Source organism: Helicobacter pylori, assembly GCF_003636935.1.
Classification (GTDB): domain Bacteria; phylum Campylobacterota; class Campylobacteria; order Campylobacterales; family Helicobacteraceae; genus Helicobacter; species Helicobacter pylori_CH.
Map to the genome: position 1 here is coordinate 115,771 of NZ_MVVH01000001.1, position 20,404 is coordinate 136,174.

Consider the following 20,404-nt stretch of genomic DNA (forward strand, 5'->3'; position numbering starts at 1 on the left):
CAATAATGAAAGAAAAAATCGCTTTAATCACCGGGGTTACCGGGCAAGACGGGAGCTATCTGGCTGAATACTTGCTGAATTTGGGTTATGAAGTGCATGGGCTAAAAAGGCGCTCTTCTAGCATCAACACTTCTAGGATCGATCATTTGTATGAAGATTTGCACAGCGAACACAAGAGGCGTTTTTTCTTGCATTATGGGGATATGACCGATAGCTCTAACCTCATCCATCTAATCGCTACCACTAAGCCTACAGAGATTTATAATTTAGCCGCTCAAAGCCATGTGAAAGTCTCTTTTGAAACCCCAGAATACACCGCTAACGCTGATGGTATTGGCACGCTAAGGATTTTAGAGGCCATGCGGATTTTAGGCTTAGAAAATAAAACACGATTTTATCAAGCCAGCACGAGCGAATTGTATGGCGAAGTCTTAGAAACCCCACAAAATGAAAACACCCCCTTTAACCCACGAAGCCCCTATGCGGTCGCTAAAATGTATGCCTTTTACATCACCAAAAATTACAGAGAGGCTTATAACTTGTTTGCGGTTAATGGCATTCTTTTTAACCATGAAAGTAGGGTAAGGGGCGAAACTTTTGTCACTCGTAAAATCACACGAGCCGCTAGCGCGATAGCGTATAACTTAACGGATTGCTTGTATTTAGGGAATTTGGACGCTAAAAGAGACTGGGGGCATGCCAAAGATTATGTGAAAATGATGCATTTAATGCTCCAAGCGCCCACTCCACAAGATTATGTGATCGCCACAGGAAAGACCACAAGCGTGCGCGATTTTGTGAAAATGAGCTTTGAATTTATCGGTATTGATCTAGAATTTCAAAATACAGGGATTAAAGAAATCGGTTTGATCAAAAGCGTTGATGAAAAAAGAGCGGACGCTTTAAACTTAAACTTAAGCCATTTAAAAACGGGCCAAATCGTGGTGCGTATAGATGAACGCTATTTCAGGCCTACTGAAGTGGATTTGCTCTTAGGCGATCCCACTAAGGCTGAGAAAGAGCTGGGCTGGGTTAGGGAATACGATTTAAAAGAGTTGGTTAAGGACATGTTAGAATACGATTTAAAAGAATGCCAGAAAAACCTTTACTTGCAAGATGGGGGTTATATTTTAAGGAATTTTTATGAATGAGGTTATTTTAATCACCGGCGCTTATGGCATGGTGGGGCAGAACACGGCGTTGTATTTTAAAAAAAATAAGCCTGATGTTACTTTGCTCACCCCTAAAAAGAGCGAATTGTATTTATTGGATAAGGACAATGTTCAAGCCTATTTGAAAGAATATAAGCCTACAGGCATTATCCATTGCGCCGGGAGAGTGGGGGGCATTGTCGCTAACATGAACGATCTTTCAACTTACATGGTTGAGAATTTACTCATGGGCTTGTACCTCTTTTCTAGCGCTTTAGATTTGGGCGTGAAAAAAGCCATTAATCTAGCGAGCTCTTGCGCTTATCCTAAATTCGCCACTAACCCTTTAAAAGAGAGCGATTTATTGAACGGCTCTTTAGAGCCAACGAACGAAGGCTACGCTTTAGCCAAACTCTCTGTGATGAAGTATTGCGAATACGTGAGCGCTGAAAAGGGCGTTTTTTATAAAACCTTAGTGCCTTGCAACCTTTATGGCGAGTTTGACAAGTTTGAAGAAAAAATAGCGCACATGATACCTGGGCTTATCGCTAGGATGCACACCGCCAAATTAAAAAATGAAAAAGAGTTTGTGATGTGGGGCGATGGCACGGCTAGGAGAGAATATCTAAACGCTAAAGATTTAGCGAGGTTCATCGCTCTCGCTTATGAGAATATCGCTTCAATGCCTAGCGTGATGAATGTCGGCTCTGGCGTGGATTATAGCATTGAAGAGTATTATAAAAAAGTCGCTCAGGTTTTAGACTATAAGGGCGTGTTTGTGAAAGACTTATCCAAACCAGTGGGCATGCAGCAAAAGCTTATGGATATTTCCAAACAAAAGGCTTTAAAATGGGAATTAGAAATCCCTTTAGAGCAGGGCATCAAAGAAGCTTATGAGTATTATTTGAAGCTTTTAGAGGGTTTGAAATAAAATCAAGGCTCTTATAGGGTTATAAAAACGCTCCGCTATTAAGGGCTAGCGATTTTACGATATTGTGATTACATTCGCTTCAAACAGACTTGAGCCATTAAAAGGGGTTTGGTTTGCCTTTCGCTCTCAATTTCAAGCGCTTTCAAAAAGCAGGGTGTGTTACCATTCTAATTTTTCATAAAAAACTAGGGAAAGTAAGGGGCTTTTTCTATGAAACTCATTATCGCTTGCTTTAAATAAAAAATAAACTCATAAAGGGCTATGGCAATAACGATGATTGGAATGAAAAGTTTTATAGCTCTTATCGGTTTGGATTTTAATTTCCAAATGTCTTGGATTTCTATGCTGTCTGTTTTAGAGGTGATTGGGTTTTTATCTCATTCTAAAATCCCAAATCCCTTTATCCGTCTTAATGCTAATTTCTTTGACATACCGACAAAACGATGGAAGAATACGAAATTCATAACTATCGTTAAGTCCTAGTTTTCTATCAATCCTACTGGTTCCACCGCAATCCCCACGATTGACTTTTATGCCGACTATAGCGACATTATCAACATTTGAAATGATGTCTATCCAATAAAAATTGTTCCTAAAAGTCATTCTAAGATCTATTGGTGGTTTTTTTGGCAGTTTTTCAAACGCTTCTCTTATCTTTTCCTTTATCTTTTCTTTTTCTATTGTTTCTTTCTCTTTTATATTTTTTTTAATTCCTTTCTCTTTTATTATCTTTACTATCTTTTTTTTGCGTAATCACTCTTACACGCAGAAAAAAACACAGCAAACCCAAAAATGATTGCTAGCATTAAGCCCGCTTTTTTGTAACCCACCACTAACACCCTCTTATTGCAAGTTTTTTCTCAAATGCCTTGAGTATAGTGGACTTAGACTTAGACTTAGATTTAGCTTAAGCGGACTCTAAACCATTTTTAGGGCAGGCTTAAAACGATTAAAAAATGACGGCGTGTTAACAAATCCTAGGCAACAATTCGCCTTCTGGCGTCTCTAAAATCCTTTCAAAACCCCATGCGTTCTTTAAAACCACACTAGGATAAGGGTTTTCAAACACTCCGCCAATCACGCAAGCGTTTTTAGCTTTTTCATTACTTTTTAAAATTTCTAAGGCTTTTTGGGCGTCTTTTTGATTGAGCGCTAAAACAAACACCCCCTCATTGGCTAGCGCGTAGGGTTCTAGCCCTAAAATCTCACAAATCCCTTTCGTTTCTTCTTTTAAAGGGATTTTTTCTTCTTCTATAACGATTTTCACTCTAGAGCTGTTCGCCCATTCATTCAGCACGCTCGCTAACCCGCCCCTAGTCGCATCTCTTAAAGCATCAATTTTGAGATCGCTTAAAAACAGGGGTTTTAATAAAGGATAGAGCAATTGGCAATCGCTTTCTAGATTCGTTTTAAGCTTGATTTCATGACGCATTGCAAACAGGCTTGCCCCATGATTGGCGATAGTGTCGCTTAGGATAATGGCTTGCCCTGGTTGTAAATGGCGCGAAGAAACCCCTGGCTTGATGATTTTACCAATACAAGTCGTGTTGATAAAAAGCTTATCCACGCTCCCCTTTGGCACGACTTTAGTGTCTAGGGAGAGGAGTTTCAAGTTGGCTTTAAACAATTCTTTTTGTATGGATTGTAAAATTTGTTTTAAAAGAGGGATTTCTAAGCCTTCTTCTAAAATAAAACCGATATTCAAATACAAAGGTTCGCCCCCTTGCACGCTCACGTCATTCGCACTCCCGCAAACGCAAAGCTTGCCTATATCGCCTCCATTAAAAATTAAAGGCGTGATGACAAAACTATCCGTGCTCACGCAATATTCCCCACTAGCTTCAAATTTAGGGGCGTCTTCATCAAACGCAACGATAAATTCTTTTAAATAGGGCATAAAGACTTGCTCAATTAAAGCGTTTGTTTCTTTCCCTCCGTTCCCGCATGCTAGAGTTACGCTATCCATTTTTATCCTTTTTATCCTTTTTTGATGATTGTAGGGTTGAAATACGCCATTAAGGCTTGACCGACAGGGATACTGCTGTCATTAGGGGGGAAATGCTTGTGGAAAAAATACTCCCTTTGAAGCTTTTTGAATCGCTTGGCTAATTGTTCGCACAATAATTGGTTGCAAAACACGCCCCCACTGCACACCACCGCATGCTCTTTAAAAGGCGCAATCAAAGCGGTAATGATTTCTACTAGGCTGTTAAAAAATTTCTTAGCGATGCGTTCAGGCTCTAAAACGCCCAAATCCTTTTCAAACGCTTGATAAAAATCTTTTAAACCCACCACGCTGTTTTTGATTGTAAACGGATAAAAAGCGATCTCATCGCTTTGTAAGGCCAGATTTTCTAAAACCTGCCCGCTCTCTGCTTCAAAGCTAATCGTTCCCGCTAAATCCAAACTAAACGCTACTATATCAAACAAACGCCCTATGGAATTGGTGGCGACGCTTTGGATTTTTTTGTCATGCATTTGTTTAAAAATTTCTAATTCGTCTTCTTTAAAATGCTTTTGAACACGCCCTAAAAGCTTGTTGAGTTGGTGTTTTAAAGCGATTTCTAAAACCAAGCGTTTAGGCTCTTTGATCGCTTTTTGCCCCCCTAAAAGCCAAAATTCTTCAAACCTAGCCACTTCTTCAATGCGTTCAAAATCCCCTATAAAACACTCCGCCCCATAAATCTTATTGTCATAAGCCCCACTCCCATCCCAGATGATACCTATAAAGGGGTGGTTTAAATGCGGGTCTTGTAACAATGCGTCTAAGACGCTCGCTAAAAAGTGGGCATGGTGGTGCTGGACTTGCAACAAGGGCGTATTAAATTCAAAAGCCATTTGAGTGGTGGTGTAGTTTTTATGCTTATCGCAAGCTAAGAGCGTGGGTTTAAAATCATAGGTGTTTAAGAAAAAATTCAAAGTTTCTTTAAAGTGTTTTTCATTTTCTAAAACGCTCAAATCCCCGCAAAAAGGCGAGAGCAAAAGAACAGAAGTTTTGCTATCTAATAAGCTAAAATGCCCTTTTTGCTCCGCTCCAAGCGCTAAAATCTTTTTGGGCGCTTGATTAGAGCGTTTGGGCAAAGTGAGGTAAAGGGGGGCAAACCCTCTAGCCAAACGCATGGGGCGAATCGCATTATCCACGCGCTGCACGATGCTATCATCAATCCTATGAATAATGGCACGGTTGTGCGTGAGCTTAAAATCAAAAATGAAACTCAAGGAATCAATATCAGCCTCATCGCTCGCTAAAGGGAGGGAGCTGAAATTCGCGCTCGTGAACACAATAGGGAAATCCAATAAATCCAATAATAAAGCATGCAAAGGGGTATAGGGCAAAATCACGCCATAAAAGGGGGAGTTTTTGGCGATATTGGGGGCTAATTGGGTATTAGGTTTTTTACGCGCTAAAAGAATGGGGGCGTTAGCCGCTCTCAAGCTCTCGCCTTCTAACGCGTTCAAAAACGCATGCTGTTTGGCTGCGTTTAAGTCTTTAAACATGAGCGCGAAAGGCTTTAGGGGGCGGTTTTTTAAAAGCCGTAATCTCTCTATGGTTTGAAAATTCCTCGCATCGCACAAGAGAGCAAAGCCTCCCAAACCTTTAAGAGCGATGATTTTACCTTTTTGAAGGTCTTTAGCGCATTCTAAAAGCGCGTCATCGTTTTTGAATCGCTTATAATTGAGCGCGATACCGCACTTTTTGCAGCTGATGCCTTGAATGTGGAAGCGCTTATTGGTGGGGTCTTTATAAACGGATGTGCAAAATTCACAGAGCTTGAAAGGTTTTAGGGCGGAGTTTTCTCTGTCATAGGGCATGGCGTTTAAAAGGCTGTATCTCGCCCCACACTTCGCGCAAGAATTGAAAGCGTAATGAAAATAGGGGGAGTTTTTATCCCTGATTTCGCGCAAGCAATCCTCACACACGCCTAAATCTTTAGGGATTTGACTGAGCAAATTTAAGGGGTGGTTCTTGCTTTCTAAAATCCTAAAATCATTGAAATTTAACGCCTTATCATAGGGGCTAATAATGATTTTTTCTACCAGCGCTAAAGGGGGTAATCCTTTTTTTAGGGCGTTTAAAAAAGACTCTGTTTTGTGAGCGGGCAAGATGATTTCTAAAGCCGCTTGGGTGTTACGCGTAAAGCCTACAAGCTCTAATTTTTGAGCTAGGGTATAAACAAAAGGACGCATGCCTACGCCTTGAACCACGCCAAAAAGCGTGATTTTGTTCAATAAAGTTGCATCGTTACACAATGCAAGCTTCCATGCTGTTTGATTAAGGTGTTGCAATCAATTCCTATCACTTCTAAGGGCGTGTGTTGTTTGAAGGTCTCTAAAACGAGCGCATCTTTAGGGTCGTTGTAAGTGGGGACGATGAGGGCGTTATTGCACAATAAAAAATTCACATAAGTGGCCGGCAAGCGTTGTTGGTTTGTATCAAAAATGGCTTTGGGGATTTCTAGGGGGATGAGTTTATAAGGCGTGCCGTCTAGTTTTTTAAAGGTTTTTAATTCTTCTTGCATTTTTTTTAAGGCTGTGTAATGCTCATCGTTTTCATCCTCGCATGCGCTATAAACAATGGTGTCTTTATCTAAAAAGCGAGCGAGCGTGTCGGTATGGCTATCGGTATCATCGCCCTTTAAATAGCCATAAGAATACCACAGCACTTGTTTAGCCCCTAATTCCTTTTTAAGCATGCTTTCTATTCCATTTTGATTCAAATGGGGGTTACGATTTTTTTCTAGCAGGCATTGGGTGTTGGTTAAAATACTCCCAGCGCCATCGCTTTCTATGCTCCCTCCCTCTAAAACATAGGGCATCGTTTTTAAAGGGTGTTTTAAAAACCCTAAACTTTTGAGTTTGAAATTCACTAAATTGTCTAAATTGGACGGGTATTTTAACCCCCAGCCATTAAAGCCAAAATCCAAGCACTCTAAAACGCCCTGATTTTCAATACTGATCGCTCCAAAATCCCTAGCCCATGTGTCGTTAGTGTCAACCCTTGCGATTTCTACGCCCGGTAAGTTTTTAAGCGTTTCATAGCCGATAGTATCGCTAGTATGGACGCACACTAACACCTGAGCGTGTTTGGTTATGGTTTGAATGATGTTTAAAAAGCTCTCTCTAGCCTCTTTGATGCAATACGCCCAGTCGCCAAACTCATGGGGGAACGCCATTAAAACCGCTTGGATTTTTTCAAACTCCGCTAACATTCTTTTCATTAAAAATATCCTTTTAAATAACTATAACACAATCTCATTCAAATAGCGTTTTTAAAACAAATTCAAACGCTTTTGGGCGGTTTGAAAATATTCTTTTTCTGATTCTATGCCGATAAAATTTCGTTCTAAATTCTTGCACGCTAAGCCCGTGGTGCCGCTCCCCATGAAAGGATCCAGAACGATGTCATTAGGGTTTGTGTGGATGGAAATGATTTTTTCCATTAAGGCCAGGCTTTTTTGCGTTGGGTGTTTCACTCTTTCAAGCCCGCCAACCACAGGGCTTTTTAAAATCAAGGGCCGTAAGTATTTTTCATTTTTGGGTTTGTTAAACACCCATTGTGCTTTCTTTTTAACCGCCCATAGGGCAAATTCCGTGTCTTGGACATAGCGCCGGTGAATGTTTCTTGGCATGGGATTATTTTTAACCCATTGGATAAAGTCTTTGACCACAAAGCCGTTTTCTTCTAAAAAATCAGCGATATAGCTTATAAACCTGTAAGAGCAAAAAATCACCATGCAGCCGTTTGGATTGACTAAGGGGGCGTAGCGCGTGATCCATTCTAAAAGCTTGAAATTTTTATCCCATTCCCCAAAATCTATGCCTTGCCTTTTAGCGCTCTTTAGGGTGGAAAAATTGTTTTTAACCGAAATGTTATAAGGAGGATCCGTGATGATCGCATCCACTTTTAAATTTTGCTGGTGAAAATCCTTGATAATTTCAAAAGCGTCAGCGTGATAAATTTGTATCATTTTCTCAAGCTTTTTAAGATCGCTTTGTCTAAGGTTAGGGCTAGAAGAGGAGGCACAGCGTTACCGATTTGCTTACAAACGCTCGTTTTATTGCCATAAAAGATATAATTATCGCTAAAACTTTGTATCCTGGCGGCTTCTCTGGGCGTGATAGAGCGGTGCAATTCAGGGTGGGAGTTGGTGCCATTACTGGGAGTGTCAAAGCGTGTGTCTATGGTGGGGCTGATTTTATTCCAATTCAAGCGCCCCCATGTGCTTTTGAATTGCTGTTTGCCATGCAAGTTTTTGGGCAAGCATTCTTTGCCCTGTTCTTTATTAATGAGTTTTAATTTCTCTAAAGCGGCTTGCGAGTGGTTGGTGGCTTGGTGGTTGTATAATTTAGGGCTATCTTTTCGCATTAAAGCTTGATAATTGGATTGGATAGGGTTTAAATAATCACTCTCAAACGCCCCTTCATTAGAACAAAGATAAGCTAAATCGCTTATGGCATCTTGGACGCTCACGCTTTGAGAAGGCTCTAAAAGATTGAAATCAAAACTAAAACGACTAGCCCCCACAATAAAAGCCCTCTCTCTGTTTTGAGGCACGCCGTAATCTTTAGCGTTTAGGATTTGATAGCTCAATTGATACCCTAAAGCGTTCAATCTTTCTTTGATTTCTTCTAAAAAATAGCCTTTAGCGCAAGAGATTAAGTTTTTCACGTTTTCAATGATAAAAATTTCTGGCTTTATGGCTTTGACTATTTCTATATATTCTAAGAATAAAAAATTCCTAGGGTCTTTTAGCCCTAAATTTTTCCCTTTATTAGAAAAGCCTTGGCATGGAGGCCCGCCAATGATCATGTTGATTCCTAATTTTTGAGCTAGTTTGATGACTTTTTCTTTAATTTCGGTTTGAGTGATGTCCCCACAAATACCTATGGCGTTTTTATGGTTGTTTTCAAAAGTAATTAGGGCTTGTTTATCGCAATCTAGCCCTATTAAAGCGTCAAACTCTTTTAAACGCTCTAATCCAGCACTAAAACCCCCAGCCCCACAAAATAAATCTAAAATTTTATAATTCATTTCAAGCTTTCATAAATTTCACAGCCGGTTTCAATAAAACTTATTAAAATTTTAGCTTGAAAGCTCTTAAATCGTTTTTATCTAGCAAATATTGCCAACTTGGATCTTTGCTTTTGTTAAAATCAAAATAAAAAGTATCTATTGCTCGCAATAATTCCCACTCATTATTGACTTGAGAAAAGATAGTTGTCTTGAGACCCATATTCAACACAAAAATGTAATGCTTCCAATCATATACGCCTTGAGTGTCATTAAAAATTGTATTTGTTTTAGCTAATAAACAGATATATTGAAAATCTTTATCAATCGGGCGGGTTTGATTGTTGGGGTGGGCGTAAATAAAATGCTGATTGGGAGTGAGCGCGATAAGATTTTCTATATAATCAGTAATAAGAGGAAAGTCTTGAACAGGGAAAATATGGTGTATTTGTGTGGCTTGCACTGTTTCATTTTCTCCTTTCACTTCAGAAAGAGAATGATTGAATTTATCATTATATTGCTTCACCACTTTCTTAGCTTTTGAAATAAGATAGTTAGAATTAGCAATCCTTTTAGAGTTTATAAGATCGTATTCTTGTCTGGTGATATTTTTATCTTTTCCTATATCTCGCCAATTGATACGATTGTAATTAAGCTCATCTTTTGTAATTATAGTGTTGGATAAAAACCCTTTTCTTGTGCCTTTTTTACCATAATAAAAAGCTAAAGGATTGATAATTTTAGTAAAAATCCTAAAACATTCTGTAGTGTTTTTGATTGCTGTGTTATTGATAGTAAAATGAGTGAAACCATCTTTTAGTTGTTTAAAACTTTCTGTGTCTTGTTTTTGTAAAAAGTTGTCAAATATAGGCTCAACCCCACTATCCATTAATACCTTTTGAATGTATAAAATAAGGAATTTCAAAGCGTTTGTTTCTCTTTGCATGAGGTATTCTAACAGCTCTATGTTTTGTATGGTATAAATATTTCTATTGCCAGTTTTTGTTTCAAATAAAATACCGCTATAGGCTAATCATTTAATAGGCTGAGAAAAAAACTTATCGTATTCATGCATGGAAAAGTCAGAATTTAAATCAGGTTTAGAAAAAATCATTTTAACATTTTCATTGGTGTAAGGGCTATCCCAAATATCCCTAATAGAAAATGATTTTTCAATATTATATTGCGTAAATTCTAAAATACAATCAGCAACAATAGACAACACATCAGGGGTGCATTTTTGATCTATCCATCGCGCGTTTTGTGTTTTTCTAATATCATAATATCTGAGTTTTAAAAAATCAATAATTTGCTGTTCTTTCATTAGCTACTCTTTAAAATCCCAAACCAAAAGCAACTCATGCTATCAATATTCAAGGTGCGCGTTTGATAATTCCTAGCGATTTTATAAAAATCTCTAAATTCAATGCTAGAGATATAATCGCATTGTTTCTTGCTTAAAGATATAGGGTTTTTAGGGATTAAAATAGCCACAGATCCATTAACTACATAGCCTTTTTCTTTTTTTAAAATCCTTGGCTTATAGGTCATATTGGGGGTTAAATAGACATCATCTCTGTTTAAAAATGAAGCTATCTTGAACGGATTTAAAACCTCTTTTTGAATGTAGCTATCGTAATTTTCAATGCTAATAATCTTTCCGTTTTCATCAATATTGCGAGATTTAATCACACGAATACCATTTTTAACTAACACAGAATTAGTGATTTGTCTGTCTCTAAACACTTCAAAAAGACCAAACTGCATGGAATGAAACACCTTATCAAAAAAAGCGTTACGATAGATAACCCAATAGGGTAATTGTTTGTCAAAAATATAGCTTGGCTTTTGCTTGATGCTTAGATTTAGAGGTAACGAACGCGCTAAAATTTCTTTTGATTTTTGTGTAACAATAGCAATTGTTTCTACTAAAACACCCTTAAAACCAAGCTCGCCAAAATCTAAAATCGCTCCTACTCCCTTTTTTTCAAGCTTAGTTCTGGTTTCTGCATACTCTTTAGTGTTTAAAAGGTTTTTAGGCATAACCATTGCTGTAAAGTTGGCTAGTTTTAAAGACTTTTCTAAAAAAATCCCTGCTAAATGAGTGAGTCCTAAACTATAATCTTTAAATCTTTCATGCGTTTTGCCAAAAGGCGGATTGCCCACAATTAAATCCACTTTGCCGCATTCATAGGCTAGAAAATCTGTGCAAATCAATTCCATTTCAAAATTGTTAGGAATGCAATCTTTATATAAAATCTCTAAAATTTCTAAACTATTTTTATCAATATCTATACACTTTAAATAAACTTTTTTAACAGAAGCGTATTTTTTAAAAAGAGCGCTTAAGAAATTCCCACACCCTACACTTGGCTCTATGATAGTAACGCTCTCTTGTTTAAAGCTTGGCAATAACTTTGCTATCTCATTAATAATAAAAGGGTTTGTAAAATACGCGCTTTTTTCTATGCGTTTAGAATTAGACATTTCCGCCAAACTCACCAAACTCGCTCTTGCAATCTTGTTTTTATTCTCTAAAATAAATCGCTTCAAATTTTTTGGCTCTAACAAATGGCGCGCATCAATAAGCCTAATGATTTCTTTATAGCTTAAATGGATTTGAGACATGAAGTTTTTTATTTTTATAGCAATTTGCTTAAAAATAATCGTTGGAACAGCTTCACCGATACTTTGTCTTATATTCATTTCGTTTTGTTTGGAGATTTTTTCTTTTTCTTGTTGGTTAAGGGCGTTTAATTCTTGTAATTCTAAATCTAACCACTTAAAACGGCTAGGGATATTCATTAAAAGCATCAGCTCTCTAATGGAAAACACTCTATCATCTTTGGGGTGGATCGTGTTTTGGCTAGCCATTTGGTCGTTTCTTGTATGAATGCAAGGGGCAACGCTATGATATTTTTGTCTTTTATATTTATCGCCATTTTTAGAAACATTTAAGACAATCTTATTACCGACCATTCTATGAGGCTTTTTGTTTAATTCTGTGTTCTCAAATGCGCTTTGTCCTTCTTTTAAATCCTTAATCCATTCTTGCATATGCTTTGGATAAGTTCTAAAACTATGATAAAAATCCGCGCTATCATACTCGCCCCAAGTAAGTGGTTTTAACGAACCTATCACTTCTTTTAAGGTTTTTTCTTGTTTGAAATCAGGAAAAAATTCTAACGCGCTTGTAAAATCTTTAAACTCTTTACAAACCCCTATCACTAAAGTTCTTGTTCGGCTTGAATTAGCCCCAAAATTTTTAAAATTAATTACCTCATCATAGAGCATATAATCACCACTCAAATTTTGCTCTATCATAGATCCTATTTCTAGCAAATTGTCATTTTTGTCTATACAACCTGTTTTATAAAAACTAGGGACATTTTCTAAAATAAAAAATCTGGGTTTGATTTGTTTGATCAAATCAATGCTCTCAACCACCAAAGAATTCCGTTTGATTTCATCGTTTTTCTTTTTATGATTGGCCACGCTCATGCCTTGACAAGGTGGGGTTGCTACCACTAAATCAACCCTATCATTACCAAATTTTTTAGAATAAAATCCAATTTGTTTTAAAATTTTTTCTTTTGTTTCTGGCTTTTTAATATCCCCACTAATGTAGCTTTCATCTAGTTTGCATTTACGATTGATCCTTTGGATATTCAAGCGTTTTTCTAAAATTTCATTAGTAGCAATGCATTCAAACCCCTCTTCTAAAAGCCCATAGCACCCCACTCCTGCCCCAGAAAATAAAGAAATATAGGTTAAGGTTTGATTAAAGAGCATAGGGGTTTTAGGGATTAACCAAGCTCATTTGAAGCGTCTTAATGCCTCAAGCTCTCAATTTCTTTAAGCATGGTTTCAAAAGCCTCTTTAGTGCCTGCTCGCACGCTAGAAAACAGACTAAACACAACAATAGCTATACTCGCTACAATAAAGCCCGGAACGATTTCATAAATATCCAAAAAGCTCTTGCCGAATTTATCGTATAAAATCACCGTGCTAGCCCCAGAGAGCATGCCAGCAATCGCACCAATGCGTGTCATTCTTGACCAAAAAAGCGAGAATAAAATCACCGAGCCAAAACTCGCGCCAAAGCCAGCCCATGCGTAACTCACGATGCTGAGAATGCTGGCGTTTTTATCCGTTGAAATGAAAAAAGCGATGCAAGCCACCCCTAAAACCGAAAGCCTAGAAATGACCATCACCAATTTTTGGGGGGCGTTTTTATTGAAAATCGTCGCATAGAAATCTTCAGCAATGGTAGAAGAGCTTACAAGCAGTTGCGAACTGGCCGTACTCATCACCGCCGCTAAAATCGCGCTCAACAAAATGCCTGTGATCCAAGGGTTAAAGAGCAATTGACTCATCACAATGAAAATCTTTTCAGGGTCCTCTAAGCTCAAGTCAAATTTATGCACATACGCAACGCCTAAAAGCCCCATAACGCATGCCCCAATCAAAGAAATAACCATCCAAGAAATCCCAATAGTGGTCGCTTTAGGGACATCTCTAATGGAGCGGATAGACATGAAACGCACTAAAATATGGGGTTGTCCAAAATAGCCTAACCCCCAAGCAAGGCTTGAAATAATGGCGACTATGCTAGAGCCTTGCAAGAAAGAAAGGTTTTCAGGCTTGATTTCTCTAATGATTTTAATCCCCTCTCCAATCCCACCAAGATGGATTATCATCACAATCGGCACTACAATTAAAGCGCTCATCATCAAAAGCCCTTGAATCAAATCCGTCCAACACACTGCCTTATACCCTCCTAAAAAGGTGTAAGAAACAATAATCAGCGTGCCAATGCTTAAAGCGTAGTTGTATTGGATGCCAAAGGTCGCTTCAAAGAGTTTAGCCCCACTCACTAGCCCTGAAGAAATGTAAAAAATAAAAAAGATTAAAATCACAAAAGCTGAAATCAAGCGCAAGATGTGTTTATCATCGCTAAAGCGCGTTTCAAAATAATCTGAAATGGTGATGGAATTAGCGATCACGCTCGTATAAATGCGTAAGCGTTTGGCCACAAAAACCCAGTTAATGAGCGCTCCCAAACTCAACCCTATGGCGATGTGTGAGTTGATTAAGCCCCCCACATATAAAGCTCCCGGTAATCCCATTAAAAGCCACCCGCTCATATCGCTCGCCCCCGCGCTCAAAGCGCTAATCACAGGCCCCATAGAACGATCGCCTAAGAAATAATCTTCAGTCGTTTCATTTTGTTTGTAAAAATAAAAACCAATATAGAGCATTAACAGCGAATAAACGATAAACATCGTAACAATAGGGGTGCTTAAAACAACATGTCCCATTTTGATCTCCTTATTTAATACAATATTTATTTTTCAGCGCAGCATGACTTGTGGCAAGTGGGTTGCCTTAAAACCCTTGAGCCTAAATTCCCATAACGATGATACGAAATGCTAACCGATCGCTCTAAGTGGTAATACAGCAATTCAAAACGCCCGTTCAAGCATGGTTTAGCCGTGGCTAAAACCATCCCTAAAGCGCTCGCTTGCTCGTGCAATAAATCCAAACCGCTTTTGAGATAACGCACACGACTAAAAGCGTTCAATTTCTCGCTAAATTTTTGCAAGCTTTCATAAACAATAGGGGCGTTTGCTCGGAGCGTTTTCAAGCATTCTAAAAAAAACGTTAAATCTTTGTTCGTTCGTTCATTTTCTGCACTGAGCGTTAAAGGGATTTGAGAGATTAAACACGCTAAAGCCACGCCCAACATATCGCTTAAAGTGTCCTTTTCGGTGATGCGATAGCCCACGCTTTTAACTTTAGTGTAGGAAAAAAGGTTGTCTTCGCCTCTGATTTTGACATAGTCTCTAGCTTGGCTGAATTCATGTTTATAATGATAAGCGTAGCTCTTTGCCATAAAAATCGCGCGCTTCAACTCATGCGTGTGTTCGTCATAGCCTTTTTGAGTCAAGCCCTCTAAAGCTTCGCTTAAGGGGTTTTTTAGGGCGTGTTCATCTTCTTCTTCTTGATGGATATCCACAAATTGCGTGATATAGTTAAAAATACCCACCTTCCTCCCAAACCCCACAGCGGATTTTTTAATCCCCCCAAAAGGCTGGCGCAAAACGATCGCTCCTGTGGTGGGCTTGTTGATATAGATATTACCGGCTTCAATGCGATCTAAATAATATTCCCACTCCCTTTCGTCTAACGACTCTAACGCGCTAGTCAGCCCGTAACCGGTAGAATTGACTATTTCTATCGCTTCGTCTAAATCTTGCGCTTTCATCACGGATAAAATGGGCGTAAAAAGCTCGGTTTGGTGCGTGAAATCGCCTTTTTTAGTGCCGTATTTGATGCTTGGCTTCATCAAATAGGGGTTATCATTCACAAAGCTTGCAGGGATTTCGTAATTTTCATAGCCTTTCAATTCCTCTATGGCTTTGATGACCTTTTCATTAGGCTTGTCCGCTAGAGCGCCGATTTTGTTTTTGAAATCAAAAGGATCGCCCACGCTAAGGCTTAGAGTCGCATCTATCAAAGTTTTTTTGAAATTCTCATCTTCATAAACTTCTTTTTCTAACACTAAAAGCGAAGTGGCGGAGCATTTTTGCCCCGAATTGCTAAAAGCTGAATGGATAACATTCTTAATCGCTTGATCCCTGTCTGCCATTTTGCTCACAATGGTGGCGTTTTTACCGCCCGTTTCAGCGCTCAAGGCTAGAGTGGGGTTAGCTTCTAGCATTTTGTAAGCGGTGTCTTCGCCCCCGGTTAAAATGGCAAACTGGATGCTTCCATCTTTTAAAAGATGCTCGCTAATATCGCTCCCTTTAGAGGGCAAGTAAATGAGCGCATCTCTAGGCACGCCCGCATCCCAAAAGCACTCACAAAGCTTATAACCCGTTACGCTAGACAAACTTGAGGGCTTGTAAATCACCCGATTGCCAGCGGCTAGGGGGGCAGCGATAGTGCCTACAGAAATACCCACAGGGAAATTCCATGGAGCGATGACCACGCCCACGCCTTTAGGGGTGAATTGGGTTTTTGTGTTTTGCTCTTGCAACACCCTTAAGCTGTAAGGGTAAAACTCTAAAAAGTCAATGGCTTCGCTCACTTCAGCGTCCGTTTCAGCAAAAGTCTTACCCACTTCTAAAGCGGAAATCCCTACTAAATCGCCTCTTCTTTCTCTAAAAAGCTGGGCGGTTTGACTCAATAAAGCATGGATTTCTGTGAAGCTTTTTTGGCTGAAATGGCTCTTATCGCTTTTAGCCACTTCTAGGGCTTTTAAAATCGCTTCCTTATCCGCTAAATGCACGCTGGCGATTTTTTTATGATGGATTTTATCAAAGACTTCTAAGGGGGTTAAATTAGGATCTTCAAACCTCCCATCTATTTCTGGGTAAAGCTCTAAAATAGGAGCGTTATGCATTTTCTCGCGCACTTTTTTAGCCCACTCTCGGTTGGCTTTTAAAATAAAATCGGTATCGCTTTCGTTTTTAAAGGAGTGGTTTGGGTAGGTGGTGTGGCCGGTTTGCTTGGCGTTTCTGTCTTGGGTCCTGTGGGTAGCGTTGTCTAAAGCGGCGATTCCTTTAAGGCTGTTTAAAAAGCGTTGTTCTTGGTCTTTCCATTCGCTCGTGCCTACTTTGAGGTTGAAGAAAGCTTTCATGAAATTATCGCTTGAGGTGTTTTCATCTAGCCTCCTCACCAAGTAAGCGATCGCGTTGTTAAAATGCGCTTCATCGCACACCGGCGCATAAAGAATGAGCTTGTGCATCTCTTTTAATTCCTGGCTCGCTTGCAAGCTCATGCCCTCTAGCATTTCAAAACTAAAATGCTCCAACACAATAGGGTCATTAAGGGCATGGATGCGCATATAGACATAAGCGATTTCAAAAATATTATGGCTCGCTGCGCCGATATGAATGTATTTATAATTGTCGCCCTCTAAAACAAAATCCAGCATTTTATTGTAATTAGAATCGGTGTCTTGCTTACTAGAAAATGTGGGTAACGCCCAGTCTTTCATAGAAGCGATAGTCTCTTCGCTCTCCATGTTCGCTCCCTTAACAAAGCGGATTTTAATGGGTTTTAACCCTTTTAAAACCCTTTCTTTAGAAAAAGCGTGCAGTTTTTTCAAATATTCATAAGAATCAGGGATATAAGCTTGCAGCACAATTCCGGCGTTCAAATCAAATTTAGCAATGGATTCCATAAAAGACTCCACCGTAAGCTCTAAATCCCTAAATTCCTCCATGTCTAAATTGATGAATTTAGGCATGCCTTGCTTTTTTTCTTCTTCTAAAGCTAGGGCGTAAAGAGCGTCTAATCGTTTGACAATTTCTTTTTTAGAGTATTCAAAATCAAGGATATTGATTTGAGAAAAAATCGTGGTGATTTTAATGGAAATGTATTGGATGTAGTTGGATTTTAGGGCTTGAGAGTATTTTTCAAAACGAGCATGAGCTTCTTCTTCGCCTAAAACCTCTTCGCCAATAAAATTCACGTTCAAAACGATGTTTTCATTTTTTCTTTTTAAAATCCGCTCTTTTAATTTATCCTCTTCTTGATCCAAGACCATCGCTTTTGTGTCGCTTCTGATCTTATTGACAAAGAAAGGCACGCTCATATCAGGGAGCATTTTCCCAAAGCTTAAAAACCCCATTAAAAGCACTTTTTCAAACGGAGAAAAAATCTCACGGCTTTTGTATTTGTCCAAAACATGCTCAATCATTTCAAAGCGGGCTTTATTGTCCAAGCACCTGAAACTCCGATCCATAAGCTCTATGAGCATGACTTTGTTTTCAGGGTTGTTTAAAAGCTTTTGCATTTTAGAGTGGAACGCTTTTTCTTGTTCGCTCAAATGCTGACTGATACGATTTTGCAACTTTTTAGCCAATTCTAATGAATCGTCAATGATTTTTTGCATGAGCTTACCTTTTATTTAAGAATTTGGCTTGATTGTAGCATGTTTTAAGCGGGTGGCTTTAAGTCTTATGGGTTGGTAATGTTTTTTAATTTTAAATTTTATTTTAGTGGTAATTAATTCTCATTCCAACCTTTTTGAGTTTATCACGCATTTTTACACAATGATAAGAATTTGAGTGATAATTTGTATTGTTTTTAGCTTCATTTACTTTTCGTTTAAAAATGAATTATAATATTCGCATCGTGTAATTTAAAGTTTAGCTTATTCAATTAAACGATTTTAAATTAAACGGATTTATAACAAATTTTACAAAACAAAGGATATAAAATGAAAACAATTAAAAATGGTATTATGATTGGCACACTCGGTGCGTTGTTATTGAGCGGTTGTTCTAGCTTTGATACTCAGCGTTTCGCTTGTCTCCCTAAAGACCATTCTTCAAAAGACGCTTCTACCAAAAAAGAAGTGCAATACATGCCTAAGGGCTTTTTTGACCCTTATTCTTCTAACTTAAACCACTGGGATTCTACATTCTAGGGGTTTGTTAGAGGGGGCAAAAAAAAGGGGGGAAAAATAAAGCTCATTTTAAGTTTTCTCAAATTACAATAACAATTTTATTAACATTGATATGATACAAAAGGAGATATTCTTACGAGTGGTGCTCATATTGTAGAAAATACGAATAATGAGAAAATAGAAAAACCAAATATTTCAAATCCCACTGCTTCCACCCCCCCAATAATGAAGAGCCTTTAAAAACTGAAGAGCTTTTAAATTGTGTTAGAGATCTCAAAGATCGCATTAAAAAATTAGAAGATCTTAAATTAGAAGACTTTGAACCCCTTAGAAAACTCTCTCATCTTATAGGCTCTTTCTTTTCGCTTGGAAAATCCTCTAACGACACCCAAGAAAACTCAAAAGACGCTTTAAAAAAAGAGAAAGAGCTTAAAAAAGTCCAAGAAGTCCAAGAAGAAAACGCCAAACTAAATAGAGAAAAAGATAAGCTAGCTAGCCAAAACACCGCTCTAACAACAGATAAAGACAATCTAACTAAAGACAAAGAAAATCTAACCAAAGACAAAGCTGAATTACAAAAGCAAGTGAAAGCGTTAGAACAATCTCAGCAAGTTTTAGAAAATGAAAAAGCCAAGTTATTAAAAGAAAAAGATAATCTCAATACAGATCTATCAAATGCAAAAAGCCAAGCCGAACAAACGAGCCAAAAATTAAACGAGCTAGAGCGAAAGCACGCTCCATACCAAAAATTAGAAAAACTCTATGAAGTCTTTTTGGAGGTCAAAGATCGCTTGAATTTTAATTTTGTAGCAACCACTCACAGCGCAATGGATTTGATTGCATCTGTTCTTAGCGATAGCAAATACTATTTAGAAAGCCTTTATAACAAAGCGAGCCAAGAATTAAGCGATAAGAGGAGCGATAAGGGCGAGAAATTAGCTGAATTGTTTGATTTGCTTTTTGAATACATTAAGGACAATAAATTTGAGCGTTTGAAAGAGCCAAGCACTTATGACCATTCATGCAAAACGCTATACCCAGAGCAAAACACTTCTCAAAAGATGCAAAGAGTGGTCTTAAGAGGCTACACATACGACAAAAAAATAGCATGTTACACTATCGTGGATATGGGATCATAAATGGGAGGGCTCATTGAAAAATGGTTTGGCTTCTCTCCAATCAGAGAAGAATTAGAAGCCCGCATCGGTGAGTTAGAAAATGAAAACGCCGAGCTAGAAAACAAAAACGCCGAGTTATTCACAGAAAACGAAAACTTATCTGTAAACATCAGAGGGTTAGAAAACACTAACAAACAATTATGGCAAGATAAAGAAAAGCTCACTAAAGAAAACACCGAGCTAACCCATAAAAACGCCGCGCTGACTGAGAAAACCACCGAATTGAAAACCGAAAACGACAAGCTCAACCACCAAGTTATCGCGCTCAATAAAGAGCAGGGCAGCCTCAAGCAAGAGCGAGCGCAATTGCAAGGTGAACTTGGGTTTTTAGAAGATCGATGCGCTAATTTAAAAAAAGAAAACCAACACTTAACCGACAAACTCAAAAAGTTAGAAAGCGCTCAGAAAAATTTAGAAAATACTAACAACCAATTACGGCAAGCTTTAGAAAAATCTAACGCTCAATTAGCACAAACTAAAGAAAAAACAGCCAAAGAAAAAACCGAGCTGGAGCGAGAAATCGCGTGCTTGAAGAGCTTAGCGACTATAGACAAAAGCGATCTGGACTTGGATAACAGGCGTTTAGCGAGTGCAAACCAGGATTTAAAACGCCAAAACCGAAAATTAGAAGAAGAGAACATCGCCCTCAAAGAGAAGGTTGATGGCTTGAATGAGCAACTCTTCACATTGCAACCACAAAAACCACAATAA

General features: G+C 38.4%; 16 protein-coding genes and 1 pseudogene. 5 read left to right on the forward strand and 12 right to left on the reverse strand.

Annotation, left to right across the window (positions count from 1 at the left end; genetic code table 11):
• Positions 1-5 precede the first annotated feature (5 nt).
• Together gmd and EAL87_RS00610 are read left to right on the forward strand one after the other, a co-directional pair.
• Positions 6-1,151, forward strand: a complete 1,146-nt coding sequence (gmd, locus tag EAL87_RS00605; RefSeq protein ID WP_120912557.1) for a GDP-mannose 4,6-dehydratase — start codon at positions 6-8, stop codon at positions 1,149-1,151.
• Entirely contained in the window at positions 1,144-2,082 is a 939-nt protein-coding gene (locus tag EAL87_RS00610; RefSeq protein ID WP_120912558.1) for a GDP-L-fucose synthase family protein, read from the forward strand. The genes gmd and EAL87_RS00610 overlap by 8 nt, the downstream gene beginning before the upstream one ends.
• A gap of 19 nt (positions 2,083-2,101) precedes the next feature.
• Here the strand turns inward: EAL87_RS00610 and EAL87_RS08175 are convergent.
• From EAL87_RS08175 to EAL87_RS00670, 12 genes and pseudogenes are all read right to left on the reverse strand, one after another.
• A pseudogene (locus EAL87_RS08175) lies at positions 2,102-2,228 on the reverse strand (anthranilate synthase component I).
• A 226-nt stretch (positions 2,229-2,454) separates the two neighbouring features.
• Entirely contained in the window at positions 2,455-2,685 is a 231-nt protein-coding gene (locus EAL87_RS00620) for a hypothetical protein (RefSeq protein ID WP_120912559.1), read from the reverse strand.
• 364 nt (positions 2,686-3,049) lie between these two features.
• A complete protein-coding gene (gene hypE / locus EAL87_RS00625; RefSeq protein ID WP_120912560.1) occupies positions 3,050-4,048 on the reverse strand; it encodes a hydrogenase expression/formation protein HypE in 999 nt (332 codons plus the stop codon).
• 11 nt (positions 4,049-4,059) lie between these two features.
• Positions 4,060-6,312 (reverse strand): carbamoyltransferase HypF, encoded by a 2,253-nt coding sequence (hypF, locus tag EAL87_RS00630; protein WP_162972514.1) that lies wholly within the window; start codon positions 6,310-6,312, stop codon positions 4,060-4,062.
• Complete coding sequence (locus tag EAL87_RS00635) at positions 6,309-7,301, reverse strand: agmatine deiminase family protein (protein ID WP_120912562.1); 993 nt, start codon at positions 7,299-7,301, stop codon at positions 6,309-6,311. The genes hypF and EAL87_RS00635 overlap by 4 nt, the downstream gene beginning before the upstream one ends.
• 51 nt (positions 7,302-7,352) lie before the next feature.
• Positions 7,353-8,051 (reverse strand): DNA-methyltransferase, encoded by a 699-nt coding sequence (locus EAL87_RS00640; RefSeq protein ID WP_120912563.1) that lies wholly within the window; start codon positions 8,049-8,051, stop codon positions 7,353-7,355.
• Complete coding sequence (locus tag EAL87_RS00645) at positions 8,048-9,115, reverse strand: DNA cytosine methyltransferase (protein ID WP_120912564.1); 1,068 nt, start codon at positions 9,113-9,115, stop codon at positions 8,048-8,050. The genes EAL87_RS00640 and EAL87_RS00645 overlap by 4 nt, the downstream gene beginning before the upstream one ends.
• 43 nt (positions 9,116-9,158) lie before the next feature.
• Entirely contained in the window at positions 9,159-10,112 is a 954-nt protein-coding gene (locus tag EAL87_RS00650; protein WP_240444219.1) for an iron permease, read from the reverse strand.
• A 15-nt stretch (positions 10,113-10,127) separates the two neighbouring features.
• Complete coding sequence (locus EAL87_RS00655; RefSeq protein ID WP_120912566.1) at positions 10,128-10,418, reverse strand: hypothetical protein; 291 nt, start codon at positions 10,416-10,418, stop codon at positions 10,128-10,130.
• Positions 10,418-12,886 (reverse strand): adenine/cytosine DNA methyltransferase, encoded by a 2,469-nt coding sequence (locus tag EAL87_RS00660; protein ID WP_120912567.1) that lies wholly within the window; start codon positions 12,884-12,886, stop codon positions 10,418-10,420. Before EAL87_RS00660 ends, EAL87_RS00655 begins: the two co-directional genes overlap by 1 nt.
• 38 nt (positions 12,887-12,924) lie before the next feature.
• Positions 12,925-14,415 carry a sodium/proline symporter PutP gene (putP, locus tag EAL87_RS00665; protein WP_120912568.1) on the reverse strand — a complete coding sequence of 497 codons (1,491 nt, stop codon included), beginning with the start codon at positions 14,413-14,415 and terminating at the stop codon, positions 12,925-12,927.
• 26 nt (positions 14,416-14,441) lie between these two features.
• Positions 14,442-17,999, reverse strand: coding sequence for a bifunctional proline dehydrogenase/L-glutamate gamma-semialdehyde dehydrogenase (locus EAL87_RS00670; RefSeq protein ID WP_120912569.1), 3,558 nt, complete (start codon positions 17,997-17,999; stop codon positions 14,442-14,444).
• Positions 18,000-18,326: 327 nt separating this feature from the next.
• Here EAL87_RS00670 and EAL87_RS00675 point away from each other — a divergent pair, with 327 nt between their 5' ends.
• The 3 genes from EAL87_RS00675 to EAL87_RS00685 all read left to right on the forward strand — a co-directional run bounded on the left by EAL87_RS00675 (position 18,327) and on the right by EAL87_RS00685 (position 20,404).
• Positions 18,327-18,536: a hypothetical protein gene (locus tag EAL87_RS00675; protein WP_000849021.1), complete on the forward strand. Its 210-nt coding sequence runs from the start codon at positions 18,327-18,329 to the stop codon at positions 18,534-18,536.
• A gap of 326 nt (positions 18,537-18,862) precedes the next feature.
• Positions 18,863-19,654: a hypothetical protein gene (locus tag EAL87_RS00680; protein ID WP_120912570.1), complete on the forward strand. Its 792-nt coding sequence runs from the start codon at positions 18,863-18,865 to the stop codon at positions 19,652-19,654.
• Positions 19,655-20,404 (forward strand): coiled-coil domain-containing protein, encoded by a 750-nt coding sequence (locus EAL87_RS00685; RefSeq protein ID WP_120912571.1) that lies wholly within the window; start codon positions 19,655-19,657, stop codon positions 20,402-20,404.

What these genes read in the sequence shown, in the direction of transcription:
- gmd (WP_120912557.1), top strand. Translation starts at nt 6, where the DNA reads ATGAAAGAAAAAATCGCTTTAATCACCGGGGTTACCGGGCAAGACGGG.
- EAL87_RS00610 (WP_120912558.1), top strand. Translation starts at nt 1,144, where the DNA reads ATGAATGAGGTTATTTTAATCACCGGCGCTTATGGCATGGTGGGGCAG.
- EAL87_RS00620 (WP_120912559.1), bottom strand. Translation starts at nt 2,685, where the DNA reads ATGACTTTTAGGAACAATTTTTATTGGATAGACATCATTTCAAATGTT.
- hypE (WP_120912560.1), bottom strand. Translation starts at nt 4,048, where the DNA reads ATGGATAGCGTAACTCTAGCATGCGGGAACGGAGGGAAAGAAACAAAC.
- EAL87_RS00635 (WP_120912562.1), bottom strand. Translation starts at nt 7,301, where the DNA reads ATGAAAAGAATGTTAGCGGAGTTTGAAAAAATCCAAGCGGTTTTAATG.
- EAL87_RS00640 (WP_120912563.1), bottom strand. Translation starts at nt 8,051, where the DNA reads ATGATACAAATTTATCACGCTGACGCTTTTGAAATTATCAAGGATTTT.
- EAL87_RS00645 (WP_120912564.1), bottom strand. Translation starts at nt 9,115, where the DNA reads ATGAATTATAAAATTTTAGATTTATTTTGTGGGGCTGGGGGTTTTAGT.
- EAL87_RS00655 (WP_120912566.1), bottom strand. Translation starts at nt 10,418, where the DNA reads ATGAAAGAACAGCAAATTATTGATTTTTTAAAACTCAGATATTATGAT.
- EAL87_RS00660 (WP_120912567.1), bottom strand. Translation starts at nt 12,886, where the DNA reads ATGCTCTTTAATCAAACCTTAACCTATATTTCTTTATTTTCTGGGGCA.
- putP (WP_120912568.1), bottom strand. Translation starts at nt 14,415, where the DNA reads ATGGGACATGTTGTTTTAAGCACCCCTATTGTTACGATGTTTATCGTT.
- EAL87_RS00670 (WP_120912569.1), bottom strand. Translation starts at nt 17,999, where the DNA reads ATGCAAAAAATCATTGACGATTCATTAGAATTGGCTAAAAAGTTGCAA.
- EAL87_RS00675 (WP_000849021.1), top strand. Translation starts at nt 18,327, where the DNA reads ATGAAAACAATTAAAAATGGTATTATGATTGGCACACTCGGTGCGTTG.
- EAL87_RS00685 (WP_120912571.1), top strand. Translation starts at nt 19,655, where the DNA reads ATGGGAGGGCTCATTGAAAAATGGTTTGGCTTCTCTCCAATCAGAGAA.